Raw genomic sequence first — 14,807 nt, forward strand, 5'->3', positions numbered from 1 at the left:
ATAAAAGCCACCTAAAAGATAAGAGCGATCTACAAACAAAGAGCCACTCTAAAACGATGACTCAACCTAAAGCCACTAGCCAAGGGAAAATCGACAAACACGCGTTAGCGAAACGGTTTTTACAATTGGGTAAACCAGAACAAATCAAGTTCATTGAACTGCTGAGTAACAAAGGCTTAGATTTCGAAAAGCTACCGATTGTTTCGGTTGGTAGTGAACGACAAGTGGCGTTGTCCCCGGCGCAGCAACGCCTGTGGGATATCTATAGCTTAGATAAGGGGAACAGTGCCTATCACATGTCTGGCACGTTTCAGGTAAATGGAGATCTGGATACAGAGCGATTAACGCATCTCGTCAATCAAGTGGTGGATCGTCATGATGTGTTAAGAACACGCTTTATAACTAACGCCACGGATCAGGTTATTCAGTTTGTCGATAACGCAGCGGTTATGTATCCGGTGAGTGTTGATGCCAAAAGTTGGAATCAGCAGCAGGTTCTAGACGCTCAACAAGCGTTTATCGCAAAGCCGTTCGAGCTTGAAACTGAATTGCCGATTCGTATGCAGTGTTTGAAAGTTGATGACGGTGCATGGAAGTTACAACTCGTCATGCACCATATTGTTTCTGACGGTTGGTCGATAGGTGTGTTCCTAAATGAGCTGATAACTCTTTATCAACAAGGCGAACTACCTAAGTTACCGATTCAATATCGTGATTATTCTCACTGGCAGAGTGCTTTGTTAGATGCGGGGAAAGGGCATCAACATATTGAGTTTTGGAAGGGCGAACTTGCACCATCAGATTCATCCACGTTGTTTCCTTGGTACAGTGAAGTTATCCCAAATCAAAGACGTACTGCCGATGCTATCAGTTATGAATTGAGTGAGTTGCAATCTGAAAAACTCAAACAGATAGCGCGCCAAATGTCGGTGACAACGTCAAGCCTATGGTTAGGTGTTTGGCAGGCGGCTTTAGCGAAAGTAACGTATCGCGAAGATATTTCAGTCGGTGTCCCGATGGCAAATCGCACACGACATGAGGTTTCCAATCTGATTGGCTTCTTTGTGAATACCATGGTGATTCAGCAATCTATAATGCCTAAGAGCTCACTATCTGATGTTATTGAAGGGGCTCACAACAAAGTACTTGAGGCGCAAGAGCATCAACTGCTGCCGTTTGATCAACTGGTCAATGCTCTGATGAATGAACAAAAGAACATAGAGCCTAAGAGTGAAGGACTGACGAATAGCGAGCAAAAAGTTCTAGATCGAAAAGCAGGCCAAACTCCGCTGTTTCAAGTGCTGTTTAATCATCAAAATTCATTGGCTGATGAGATTCAATTAGACAGCCAACTTACGCTGTCGTCGGAAGATCAAAGTGGTGAATTTGCGTTATTCGATATTGCATTGGATGTTCGCGAGACTGAACGAAAAACGCGTATCGTGCTGACTTATTCCAAGGATCGAATCGATTCAGAAACCATGGTTGAGCTGAATGCCGTACTTGAAAATCTGATTGGTGAGTTGGAATACAAAGCAGATACAAGTTTAGTGCAAATTAATCACCTGACGTCACATGATGCATCCGTGTTAGAAAGGCTATCGCAACCTGAAGGGCAATGGAGTTTTAAGTCAATTATAGAATTGATCGGAGCTCAAATGAAAGCACAGCCAAATGCCATCGCATTAAAACATCAAGATCTTGAATTAAGCTATCAGCAATTGGATTCAGCTTCATCCCAACTCGCTTCCAAACTTATCGCCCAAGGCGTGCAGCGCGACCAAGCTATCGGCGTACTCTTTGAAAGAGGCGTAGAAATGATTGTTGCTATGGTCGCAGTAATGAAAGCGGGTGGGGCGTTTTTGCCACTGGATCCAGATTACCCAACCGAGCGTCTGGCTTTCATGATTCAGGATTCTAAGGCTGGCTTTGTGATCACCCAGCAAGGCTTAGAATTACGTTGGCAAAACATTCATTTTGCGTTTGATGTCTCATCGTCTCAAGCAAGTTCATTCGTTTATGGTTCGCAAGATTTAAATAACTCATTAAATCAACGGTATGTAAAAGACCAAGCAAATAACCAGAGTGAACACGTAACAACCATACTCCCTGAACAGCTGGCTTACATCATTTATACCTCTGGTTCTACAGGTAAACCCAAAGGCGTGGCGATTAACCATATTGGCTTGTCGATGCACGTTCAAACCATTGGTAAGCAGTATGGTATGACATCAGAAGATGTTGAGCTTCATTTTGCTTCAATTAGTTTCGATGGCGCCGTCGAGCGTTGGACCGTCCCATTAGCGTTTGGCAGCAAGCTCGTTATCCGAGATCAAAAATTGTGGAGTGCAGAGAAAACCTGCGAAGTGTTGTGTGATGATAAGATCACCATTGCCTGCTTCCCGCCTAGTTATGTAGGCCCTTTACTGGATTGGATTGAATATCAAAAACCATATCTCAACGTTCGTTCTTGGACATTGGGTGGTGAAGCATTTACCGCAGAAACTTATCAACGCTTACAAAAAGTCGTGAATCCCCCACGCATTATTAACGGCTATGGTCCAACAGAGACCGTAGTTACTCCCATGATTTGGCGAGCGTACCCAAAAGACAAACTGAGCAGTGCCTACGCACCTATAGGCCAACCTGTCGGTGAGCGTCGCTTGTATATCTTGGATGCACAGCTGAATAAGGTGGCGTTTGGCAAAGTCGGAGAGTTATATATCGGCGGAGAAGTGGGTCTTGCTCGTGGTTACTTGGAACAGCCAGACTTAACTTCTGAGCGTTTCATACCTGATCCGTTTAATTGTAATGATGATGATAGTAATAACAGTTGTGAGCAAATAGGTCAGCGAATGTATCGCACAGGAGATCTGGTTCGGTGGAATCATGAAGGTGTGATGGAATACATAGGGCGCGTAGATCAACAGGTGAAGATTAGAGGGTTTCGCGTTGAGTTGGGCGAAATCGAAAGCCGCCTCCAAGCACTATCTAAGGTTGAGCATTGTGTTGTGGCAGTGAAAGAAGCTGGTCAACAAAAACAGTTGTTTGGTTATTTGCAGAGTAGTGACTCTGATCGCTTTAAGCTTGATGACATTCTCGAAGCTCTTTCACGAGAGTTCCCTGATTACATGGTACCAAGCCAATTAATGGTGCTAGATAAACTGCCTCTAACACCGGCAGGAAAAATCGACAGAATATCTCTGCCGACGATTAGCGGGAGAGCCCAATCGATTGTGGCGCTTGTGTTACCTCAAACCGAACAAGAGGCGTTGCTCGTAGAGATATGGCAGCAACTGCTAGGTATCGAGGAAGTAAGCTGCTCGGATAACTTCTTTGCATTGGGTGGGGATTCTATACTTTGCTTGCAAATGGTGAGCAAAGTACGCGTTGCGGGCTACAACTTAACACCACAGCAAGTGTTTGAAGCGAAATCGTTAAGCGACTTAGCTGCAACGTTAGATATCCATAAAGTGGCAAAAGAGCGTGTTCTGACTGAAGAACCGTTTGGATTGATGCCGATACAAGCTCACTTCTTTGCTCAAGAGTTTCCTGAGCCCGATTATTGGAACCAGCATATTTGTGTCGAGCTTAAACAAGACATGAATACTGACTATTTAGAGTTAGCGATCCAAGCCTTGGTAAAACAGCACCCAAGCTTGAGATTGGCATTCAATCAACAGCACGGTCATTGGAAACAACAGTATCAACCTTATCAGGAACGTGAGTACCTATGGCGCACCTCGGTGGATTCTGAAGAAGCGTTTTCAGCGTTTTCAGCGTTTGCGCAAGAGATCCATCAAAGTATGGACATCGGGGCTGGAAGGTTGATTCAAGCTGGATATGCAGAATTTACTGAAGCACCGAATCGTTTGATGATAGCGATTCATCACTTAGCTGTGGATGGTGTGTCTTGGCGAATTCTATTCGATGACCTTTGGAAAGCGTATCAACAGCAAATTGCAGGACAAGCGATCGATCTGATGCCGAACTCGAGTGCAATGGATGAAATCGTTCAAGAAATTGATAAGTGGTCATCAAGCGAGCAAGGGAAGTTGATGCAATACACTTGGCATGAATTAACCCAAAAATCGGCTGATTCCATAGAAAATAAACAAGAGATAATTCCTGCTCTTTATCAAGACAAACAAGTCTACAAAACTGAGTTATCGAATGATCTAACTCAAACGTTACTGCGTGTTTCAAACACCAGTCACGCGGATATCCAAAGCGTGTTGATTGCTGCGTTAGTGTCAGCATTAACGAGTGAAGGCCAACCGGAAATTTCTCTGTATCTAGAGGGACATGGTCGAGAAGCTTCTGTTTTCTCAGCTGTTGATCTATCAAGAATGGTGGGGTGGACGACAAGTTTGTACCCAATGATTGGGCATTTCCAACCTGATATTCTTGGTGTGCTCAACCAAACTCATGACTATCTAGAGAGCGTTAAACAAGATGGCGGTATCGGCTATGGAGTAAAGTATTTAAACAAAGACACGGCCGATAGTTATCGAGCAAGTGCAACGTTTAACTATCTCGGTCAGTACTCAAGTGACGGGTTTGCACACTGGTGTACGCCTATCGAAGACGGAAGCCTACCTCAATCCGGATTGAATAAGATGTTGACTCCACTTGTTGTTAATTCACAAGTCGTGTCAGGTCAGTTGAGTTTGTTATGGGAGTTTGCGGAAACGCACTATTCACTGGACGATATTCAACAAATAGCCGAGCGCTATGTCGAGCGTTTAACGGTGCTTGTCAGTGCTATGAATAAAGAAGGCAAGACATTAAATACCAATCAATGCTCCGCGAATCGACGACTCGTGGAAAAACTTAATAGAACGCCTGACGAAAATGAGCCCGTATTCTGTATTCACCCGGTAACGGGTCGTGTGACGGGTTACCAGAGGCTCGCTCAAGCACTTGAAAGCGATAGAAGCGTATTTGGCATAAAGTCACAGAGCTTTATATCAGAGAATGTATTTGATTCCTCGTTTAATGATATGGCCGACACCTACTACCAAACGATCAAACAGATCCAGCCTCATGGCCCTTATCGATTAATTGGATGGTCATTGGGCGGGGCACTTGCTCAAGAAATTTCATTACGTTTAGAGAAGAATGGTGACGATATTGCATTCGTCGGGTTACTCGATTGCTATGTGCCAGGTACTGAAATTGCTGAAGATCAGTGGGACTCACCAACCTCAAAAACTAAACTCATGGAACATATTTCATTACTGCTTGGTTCAATTACGGAAGCGCAAGGGCAGAGATGTTTACAGTTGCTCGATTCTGCGCCTCCTCCAAGGTGGCCAGAAGTTTTTAATACATGGTTAGCGGAAAATAACTTCGACCACTACATGGCAGATAACGCCAAACAAATGCTCTATAGCTGGGCTGTTGAACAGCACATGCGAGCTTTGTGTCGCGGTTATCAATTACCGAGCATAGAAACCCAGTTGCATTGTTGGTGGGCAGGGCAACCAAATGGGCGCTCAGAGCTGTTATCAAAAGGGTTGAATAAGCATAACGAGCTCCAATATTCCGTTGTTGTAGATACTGATCATTTAGGGATTGTGCAGAACAATACAGTAATCAAAGACTTATACAGACATTTGTATTGTGAATAATTTTATAAATATCTATTGCTGAGATGTTTTATTTTGAAAATTACGTGGTACACTTCGTTAAATTACTAATCGCAATGATAACCATTATCGTTATTGTTTGTGCTTTTATTACAATTGGTTCATAGCCGTATTGAAGGAGAAATATATGAATCGGCACTTTATGCGCACCCCAACAGCTCTTGCGGTCGCTTTAGTTATATCGTCAGGAATGGTTCAGGCCAACGAAGATGAAACCGTTGTTGTTATTGGTCAACAGCTAGAAGACAGTTCAGTAGGTCCAGATTTTAGTTACGTGGGATTAAGCAGCCGAACAGCAACAAAAACAGACGTTGCGATAGGTGAGACACCACGTGCAATTTCTATTGTTACTCGTGAACAGATGGACGACCGAGCGTCAATCAGTATTGCCGACGCATTACAGTACACGCCAAGTATTCAAGCGAACTATTTCGGTGAAGACAACAAGCAAGATTGGTTTGTTATCCGTGGTTTTAAGCAAGCTAACAGTGGTTTGTATCAAGATGGTACGCGTTTGTATTCATCGGGTTTTTATAGCTGGCAAATCGACCCGTTTGGATTGGAGCGCGTAGAAATCTTGCGTGGTCCAGGATCAGCGCTATACGGCCAAACCCCTCCAGGTGGTGTTATTAACGTAATCAGTAAGCGTCCACAGTTTGATGGTGGTTCGGGTCAGTTTGCTATCGAATACGGTACTGACGATCGCAAGCAAATTAGCTTAGATGTGAACTCTGAAGTTAACGATAAAATGGCGTTTCGTTTGCAAGCACTTGGTCGTAAAAATGGTAGCCGTGTCGATGGTGTAGAAGCTGAACGCATTTTTATCGCTCCTTCTCTGGCTTATAAATTCACAGATGACACAAAAATAACACTGCTAACTAGCTACCAGAAAGATGATTCCGACCCGTACCTCCAGTTCCTACCAATGGAAGGAACGTTAACGTCGAATCCAAATGGCACTATTAGTGACAGCACTGCGTTAGGTAATACGGATTGGGAAACGTTTGAGCGTGAACAAATCTCATTAGGCTACGAATTTGAACATCATTTCAATGATCGTACTTATTTCATGCAAAACGCACGCTACAGCCAAATGGACATTAACTTACGTCAAATGTATTACTCGCAGTATGTTGGTGATACGGCTCTAGCACCTTACGACCCAACACGTTCTTCTATTATCCGCCAAGCATCAACTGAAGAAGGAACATCCGACGCATTTAACATCGATAATCGTTTGATCCATAAATTTACGACAGGTTCAGTCGAGCACACCTTGCTGACTGGTATTGATTACCAGAGCATCGATATTGATAGTAAAGATTACGCTGCTGATCCAATCATTGGTGACGGAAACAGTCTTTTGCCTGTGCCGGGTGTAGGAAATATACCGAACCCAATCTTTAACGTGTTTGACCCGTCATACAGCACAAATGTAGCTTTGTTGAATCCAACAACGTTTGCGCCACTTGATGAATCAGATCGTCAAACCACTAAAACGAAAAATAATCAATTAGGCCTTTATTTACAAGACCAAATGATGATTGCGGATAAGTGGGCAGTACAAATCGGTGTTCGTTACGACGATTCTCAAAACAAGACTCATAACACGACTACTGGTGCTAAAACTAAGGTTGATAACGAAGAGTGGACAACCAACTTCGGTGTTGCTTACCTGATGGATAGTGGCTTTACACCTTATGCGAGCTATGCTCAGTCGTTTAACCCAATCATTCAGCTTGATCAAAATGGTGACCCAGCGAAACCAGAACGTGGCGAGCAATACGAAGTGGGCTTGAAATACCAACCGCGTAGCTTCGATGGTTACTTCAACATTGCCGCATTCGAAGTGTCGAAAGAAAACTTAGCGCGTCAAGTTGCCGGTCAACTAACACAAATTGGTGAAGTTCGTAACCGCGGTCTTGAGTTAGAAGCTGTCGCAAACGTAACTGAAGCATTAACCTTGATTGGTAACGTTTCATTCATCGATTCCGAAATAACTGAAGATGCGACAAGCAGCAATGTAGGCAATACGCCGTCACAAATTGCTGACCAATTGGCTTCAGCTTGGGCGAACTACCGTTTCCTAAATGGTCCACTAGATGGCTTAACTATTGGTGCGGGTGCTCGTTATGTTGGTGATTCTTACGCTGACAATACCGAGACAAACAAAGTGTCTTCTTACACCTTGTTTGACGCAACATTGAGCTACCGTATTGAAGATTATAAGTTCCAAGTTGCAGCTAAGAACTTAGCAGACAAAGAGTACGTCGCGACGTGTGATTACTACTGCTTTTACGGTGATCGCCGTAACGTGATTGCGAGCGTAACTTATGACTGGTAACCACCAGCCTTTGAACACTCTGCCCGATGGGCAGAGTGTTTCTTTAAGTGAGGCACAAGACAGTTACTGCGTTGAAGTAAGTTCCGGTGTGGTTGAAGTGGTGCGTGAAACAGATCAATTTTGGCGTTTAACCCAAATGACAGCGTTAAACACCGAGCAACTTTCTGCTTTTGCGCTTCTATTCTCCGCTAACCCGGAGATTCGAACTATTGAACTCGGACAGTTTAAAAGCGAAGTGTTGGATTCGTTGTGTTTTGAAACTGCCCAAGGCTTAAAGGTGCTTTGGCGTGAAGCCGTTATGCAAACACCTGAGCTTTGGCTCAAAAATAAGAATCATAACCTTTACCCGCACAAGCAAGTCATCGACTCAGCAGGGTATCACCCCGCTAGACCCAAGCCCTTATTTGGTGAGTTGTATCGTCGTTATATTCCTAATCTTAACGCCGTTCTCACTCTAGAAGGCTTAGATGTCGACAAATACTTAACCTTCTTCAATAAGTGGCAAAACAGCAAACGTGTTGCGAATTTCTGGGAGCAAACGGGCACACTAGAAGAGCACAGAACTTATCTAGAAGAATCGATTAAAAACAAAAAAAATCAGCTTCTTATTGTGTGTTTAGACAATCAGCCTTTCGCTTACATCGAAGTGTACTGGACCAAAGAAGACCGAATCGCACCTTATTACGCGGCAGGGGATTATGACCGAGGTATTCATATGTTGGTTGGTGAAGAATCCCACCGTGGTGCACATAAAGTGGCTGCTTGGTTGCCTTCTGTTTGTCACTTCATCTATCTATCAGATCCCCGTACAGAAAAGATTGTTAGCGAGCCAAGAGCCGATAACGACAAGATGATCGGATATCTGCAGAAATATGGATTTGCCAAAGTAAAAGAATTTGAATTTCCGCATAAACGTGCGGCTTTAATGTGTCAGTTGAAAGACAGCTTTTTCAGTAACGAGTTCTAATAATGAAGCGGTAAGTACTGAGAAAGGGAGTCGGAATAGGGTGCTTTGTACCCAAAGAAATTATTATGAGGTTATACATGACGAAACAAATTAAGGAATATGATGTTCTCGGAGTGGGCTTTGGTCCTGCTAATTTATCGATAGCCATTGCTTTAGAAGAGCAAGCTAAAGATAAAGGCTTAAGTTATTGCTTCTTGGAGCAAAAGTCTCATTTTGAATGGCACGGCGGCATGTTGCTTGATGGAACAAGAATGCAAATCTCTTGTTTGAAAGATCTGGTGACGTTACGAAATCCAACCAGTCCATATTCATTCGTAAACTATTTACACACCAAAGACAGGCTAAACGCTTTCATCAACCTAGGCAGCATGAACCCTTCTCGTGTTGAGTTTAACGACTACCTAACTTGGGTTGCTAACCAGTTCTCAGAACGCGTAAATTACGGCCAGCGAGTCATTGATATTGAAGCTATTGACGAAAATGGTCATAGCTCCAAAGTAAAAGTTACGTCTACCGATATACATGGTAATCAGACGGTTCGAATCGCGAAGAATCTTATTGTTGGGATGGGAGGGATGCCGAAGCTTCCAAAACAGTTTGAAGGTAATGATAACGAACAAATCATCCACTCCTCGAAGTACAAAGCGTGGCGTGAAACCTTTAAGCCAAACTCAGAGCCAAAAATCGCTATCGTGGGTGCTGGGCAGAGTGCTGCTGAAATATTCGTTGATCTCACGAACCGTTATGCGGATGGTGAAGTTCACATGGTTAACCGCCGATTTGCATTGCACCCAGCTGATGACAGCCCGTTTGTAAACGAAGTGTTTGACCCTGAGTTTACGGACCATATGTACGAAAGCACACAAGAGCAACGTGACCACATTCTTTCTCGTTTTAGTGCGACCAACTATTCAGTTGTGGATACCGAGGAGCTTAACGCGATTTATGAGCTGCTTTACTTGCAGAAAGTAACGGGTGAAGGTAACCATCAACATCTACGTTGTCATGACATCCAAGAAGTGGCAATGAAAGGTGATAAAGTAGCGTTGAGACTGAATGACACGATCAACAAAATACAGACATGGAATGAATACGATGCGATCATTCTTGCAACCGGTTATCGATACGATGAGTTCAATCAAATGCTTAGTTCTATTGAACCCTTGATTGATAGCAAATCGGTAAGGCGTTCATACCAACTAGACATGAAGTCAAATTGCGAAGTTAAGATCTTCCTACAGGGTTGCTGTGAATCTTCTCATGGCCTCAGTGATACGCTTCTTTCTGTGTTAGCTGTGCGTTCTCAAGAGATCGTAGATGCGCTTCTCGAAAGCCCACAGTTAACACTAGAAAAAGCTTAGATCTGAATCGGTTTCTAACGTCAAATGGACATCAACAAACTTCTATTACTGGAAATTGACGCCGATTAGAGTTATACGCAAAACTCTTTATTTATGAATAGTCTCTACCTAAAACGCCAATATCATGTTGGCGTTTTTGCTTCCTTCCATAGTGTCCTTTTATTCTCTTCCTTTTTAGCGGTTACTGGTTCGTTACCGTATCTCTTGGTGATGTGAACTTCGTTAGTTGGCAGCGTATGTTCAAATTATAAAATTATCTTTTGAAACGCTGCAACTACCGCTGCTAAATCAAACAACTCGCTGTTGATTAAAACGATCACTACGATTTATTGCAGCAGTTGTTGAGCACAAAGCCTATATTGACTAGAATGGCGCACTTTTTTTATTTACGTACATACAGGTAATGAACATGAGCGATACTAATTCAAAACCAGCTTTACCAGATCATCTAGCAGGTAACCCACGCAGCCCACACCACGTGGATGAGTGTTTCGAATACCCAATCGGCATTCGTCTAAATGGTAAAGAGCGTACTGATGTTGAAGAATACTGCATCAGCGAAGGTTGGGTTAAGATCCCTTCTCCAAAAGCGCTAGACCGCCGTGGTCAGCCAATGCTTATTACTCTAAAAGGCTCTGTAGAAGCTTTTTACATCGAAGAATAATCGCTTTGTGTGACGAGCTAATGCTTCGTGTAGTTAGCAATTGTTTTGCCTAATTAGCAAACATAAAGTCACTAAGAGTTATTACTTGAAAGGGTCTAGAGAAATCTAGGCCCTTTTTGTTTGCATTAATGCTGGCGAACTTGTTTAACCAATAACCAATAACCAATAACCAATAACCACCTCCATAACTTCACAAAGCTTATTAAACTTGTCGACGTCTACTATGCATACGTAGGAATAATGCACTTACTGCTGGTTGATTTATGTTCGCTCGCTCGTTTTGGGTTGATTCACATTCGAAATTACTGCTGATAAATTAACCCATCAAAAACAAAAACATGAAGCGTAGTCTAATTAAATGAAGCTAAAGTGCTGTATTTAAGGTTATTTTTTGTTAATGGCTATCTCTATCACAGAAAATAATCCTGAAGCACATACAATTCCCAGGCTTTCGAATGAGCGCTACACTTTTTTCGTTCGAGCATTTTATTTCTATCGCCCAATACACATGAGGTTCCTATGTTTGGAATATTCAAACCTATGGCGCATATCGATCGCTTATCTACCGATAAGATCGATAGCACCTACACACGATTACGATGGCAGCTTTTTCTCGGTATCTTTGTTGGTTATGCGGGGTACTATTTAGTCCGCAAAAACTTCAGTTTGGCGATGCCATACTTGATTGAGCAAGGGTACAGTCGAGGAGAGCTAGGGATTGCTTTAGCCGCAGTATCCATCGCTTACGGTTTATCTAAGTTTTTAATGGGCAGTGTTTCTGATCGCTCTAATCCTCGTTATTTTCTCAGTGGCGGCTTGTTAATGTCGGCATTGGTCATGTTCTGCTTCGGATTCATGCCATGGGCGACAGGCAGCATCACTGCGATGTTTATCCTGCTGTTTTTGAATGGTTGGTTTCAGGGCATGGGCTGGCCAGCTTGTGGGCGAACCATGGTTCACTGGTGGTCGCGTAAAGAACGTGGCGAGATAGTGTCGGTATGGAACGTTGCTCACAACGTGGGCGGCGGCTTGATTGGCCCGATGTTCTTATTGGGACTGTGGGCTTTTAACGATGATTGGCGAACCGCTTTTTATGTTCCTGCTTTTTTTGCCACTCTCGTTGCTATCTTCGTTTGGTTTACGGTAAGAGACACGCCTCAATCTTGTGGACTACCACCGATTGAAGAACACAGAGACGATTACCCAGACGACTACGATACGTCTCACGAGAAAGAAATGACGGCGAAAGAGATCTTCTTTAAGTACGTTTTCTCTAACAAGTTACTGTGGTCAATCGCGATTGCTAATGCGTTTGTTTATCTTATCCGCTATGGCGTACTTGATTGGGCTCCAGTTTACTTAAAAGAAGCGAAAGACTTCTCTGTAGATAAATCCTCTTGGGCTTACTTCCTGTATGAGTGGGCAGGTATTCCTGGCACGTTATTGTGTGGTTGGATTTCAGATAAATTGTTCAAAGGTCGACGCGCTCCAGCAGGGATCCTGTTTATGGTTCTCGTAACTGTCGCAGTGTTGGTGTACTGGTTGAACCCAGCGGGTAACCCAACGGTTGATATGTTGGCACTGATTGCGATTGGCTTCCTTATTTATGGTCCAGTAATGCTAATCGGCTTGTATGCACTTGAACTTGCACCAAAGAAAGCGGCAGGTACAGCGGCTGGCTTAACGGGTCTATTTGGTTACCTAGGCGGGGCAGTTGCTGCCAATGCGGTGCTTGGTTTCATGGTTGACCATTACGGCTGGGATGGCGGCTTCATGATTTTGGTCGGAGCTTGTGTTGCTTCAATAATTTGTCTGCTTTACGCCTTCCTCGGTGAGCGTGCGCACCATAAACAAAAAGATCTCGAACGAGAGAAAGAAGCGCTAACTCAGTAGTTTATTAGCTGAACCACACCATACTAATAACAACAGAGGCAGGTATATCCTGCTTCTGTTTTATCAAGGGAAACAATAATGAAAACAACGTCACTGTCTCTGACTTTATTAGCACTTAGCTTATCTGCAAATGCGTTCGCCGATCCTTTAGTGATTGCGCATCGCGGTGCTTCTGGTTATTTACCCGAGCATACATTACCGGCTAAAGCACTCGCTTACGCAATGAAACCTGACTATATCGAACAAGATGTAGTGATGACTAAAGATGACCAATTGGTGGTTTTGCATGATCACTATTTAGATCGCGTCACTGATGTTGCTGACCGCTTTCCAGACCGTGCACGAGCAGATGGCCGCTATTACGCGATTGATTTTACGCTTGCCGAGATCAAATCATTAAAAGTGACTGAAGGCTTTAACCTAGATGACCAAGGTAATCGAGTGGCTGGGTTCCCAGCACGCTTCCCAATGTGGCAGTCTGATTTCCGTGTCGCTACCTTTGCAGAAGAGATTGAGCTGATCCAAGGCTTAAATAAGACCTTAGGTTATGACGTGGGTATCTATCCTGAAATCAAAGCACCTTGGTTCCATCGTCACGAAGGCAAAGACATCTCTAAAGCTGTGCTTGCGACCTTGCAACAATATGGGTATTTATCGAAAGACGACAAAGTGTATTTGCAGTGTTTCGACGCCAATGAATTGCAACGCATTAATGATGAGTTAATGCCAGCGATGGAAATGGATCTTAAGCTCGTTCAGTTGATGGCTTATACAGATTGGAATGAAACCATGACGTACCAAGGTGACAAAGCAACGCCGTACAGTTATGACTGGATGTTTGAGAAGGGCGGAATGGCAAAAGTCGCTAGCTATGCTGATGGCATTGGCCCATGGAAACCTATGCTGGTGGACGACGTATCGACCAAAGATAACATCATTATTAAACCATTGATGAAGTCAGCAAAAGACGTTGGCTTAGACGTTCACCCGTACACGTTCCGTGCTGATCCAGGAAGAATCCCAGCTTATGCCGATAATTTTGATGGCATGTTGGATGTCTTTTACAATCAAGTAAAAGTCGATGGTGTGTTTACCGACTTCCCAGACAAAGCGGTCGACTTCTTAAAACGTTAATTTCCTTCTCAGTTACGAGGTACTAGTAACGAGATACGAAGAGCTAAAAGCACAGCCTAAAGGCGCTTTTAGCTCTTTTTTACTTTTTGGCTCTTCTTGTACTGGCCTCGAAATCCTACCCATATTCTTCTTTCTCAGCCCACATTTTGATATTCACTCGGTTTACAGCAATAACCTGACTTGATAGGTTACTCCCAATGCAGCCAGATGCTTAATCTATAAGTATTTATCGGCTCAACCTAATATTGAATTTGGAAAGATCATGGAAGAAAGAAGTCAAGCTTATCTTGATAGCTACCTCAACACATTGCCAGCAGACGTTGCCTCGCAATACACCTCCTTTAGTGCTGATTATTACTGCGCCGACGAGTACAACGCCAACCTTTGCGCGCAGTTGATTTTAAAAGGTGAAAAACAGGCGTCCTGCGGCCTTGAACACTGGTATACCTATGAAGGCGAGACGAGACCCATAGTTGGTCACTTACAAGTCGTCACCGATTGGGATGGTGAGCCTGTCTGTATTGTTGAGATCACGTCGGTGTCGTCGTGCAAATACAACGAAGTGAGTGCGGAGTTTGCTGCTGCAGAAGGCGAGGGTGACAAAACACTAGAATGGTGGAGAAAAGCTCACTGGAACTTCTTCTCTCGTGAATGTGAAGAACTCAAGATCTCACCAAGTGAAGACATGTTACTTATGTTGGAGCGTTTCAAAGTGGTTTATCAACAGTGAACTCCCCAGTGAGTGCAATGTTGAATCTCGAGGCATGGCACTTTAGTCTTCATTTGAACAATA

Annotated in this window: 8 protein-coding genes; all 8 read left to right on the forward strand. The window is 43.5% G+C overall.

Annotated features, from left to right (window positions below):
* Positions 1-56: 56 nt before the first annotated feature.
* The 8 genes from L3V36_RS02835 (at position 57) to L3V36_RS02870 (ending at position 14,744) form a co-directional block, all read left to right on the forward strand.
* A complete protein-coding gene (locus L3V36_RS02835) occupies positions 57-5,633 on the forward strand; it encodes a non-ribosomal peptide synthetase (protein WP_237296588.1) in 5,577 nt (1,858 codons plus the stop codon).
* 160 nt (positions 5,634-5,793) lie between these two features.
* Positions 5,794-7,995 (forward strand): TonB-dependent receptor, encoded by a 2,202-nt coding sequence (locus tag L3V36_RS02840; protein ID WP_102447910.1) that lies wholly within the window; start codon positions 5,794-5,796, stop codon positions 7,993-7,995.
* Positions 7,985-8,962 (forward strand): GNAT family N-acetyltransferase, encoded by a 978-nt coding sequence (locus L3V36_RS02845; protein ID WP_208774277.1) that lies wholly within the window; start codon positions 7,985-7,987, stop codon positions 8,960-8,962. The genes L3V36_RS02840 and L3V36_RS02845 overlap by 11 nt, the downstream gene beginning before the upstream one ends.
* Before the next feature lie 77 nt (positions 8,963-9,039).
* Positions 9,040-10,323 (forward strand): lysine N(6)-hydroxylase/L-ornithine N(5)-oxygenase family protein, encoded by a 1,284-nt coding sequence (locus tag L3V36_RS02850; protein ID WP_102447908.1) that lies wholly within the window; start codon positions 9,040-9,042, stop codon positions 10,321-10,323.
* A 409-nt stretch (positions 10,324-10,732) separates the two neighbouring features.
* Positions 10,733-10,987, forward strand: coding sequence for a DUF3297 family protein (locus L3V36_RS02855; RefSeq protein WP_208774279.1), 255 nt, complete (start codon positions 10,733-10,735; stop codon positions 10,985-10,987).
* Positions 10,988-11,506: 519 nt separating this feature from the next.
* The gene (gene glpT, locus L3V36_RS02860; protein WP_102447907.1) at positions 11,507-12,880 is read left to right on the forward strand and encodes a glycerol-3-phosphate transporter; all 1,374 of its coding nucleotides are present in this window, start codon (positions 11,507-11,509) and stop codon (positions 12,878-12,880) included.
* A 78-nt stretch (positions 12,881-12,958) separates the two neighbouring features.
* Entirely contained in the window at positions 12,959-14,014 is a 1,056-nt protein-coding gene (glpQ, locus tag L3V36_RS02865; protein WP_102447906.1) for a glycerophosphodiester phosphodiesterase, read from the forward strand.
* Between the two features lie 262 nt (positions 14,015-14,276).
* Positions 14,277-14,744, forward strand: a complete 468-nt coding sequence (locus L3V36_RS02870; protein ID WP_017090240.1) for an ASCH domain-containing protein — start codon at positions 14,277-14,279, stop codon at positions 14,742-14,744.
* Positions 14,745-14,807 lie beyond the last annotated feature (63 nt).

Origin of the sequence: Vibrio sp. G-C-1, assembly GCF_021728015.1 — a bacterium.
GTDB lineage: Bacteria > Pseudomonadota > Gammaproteobacteria > Enterobacterales > Vibrionaceae > Vibrio > Vibrio splendidus.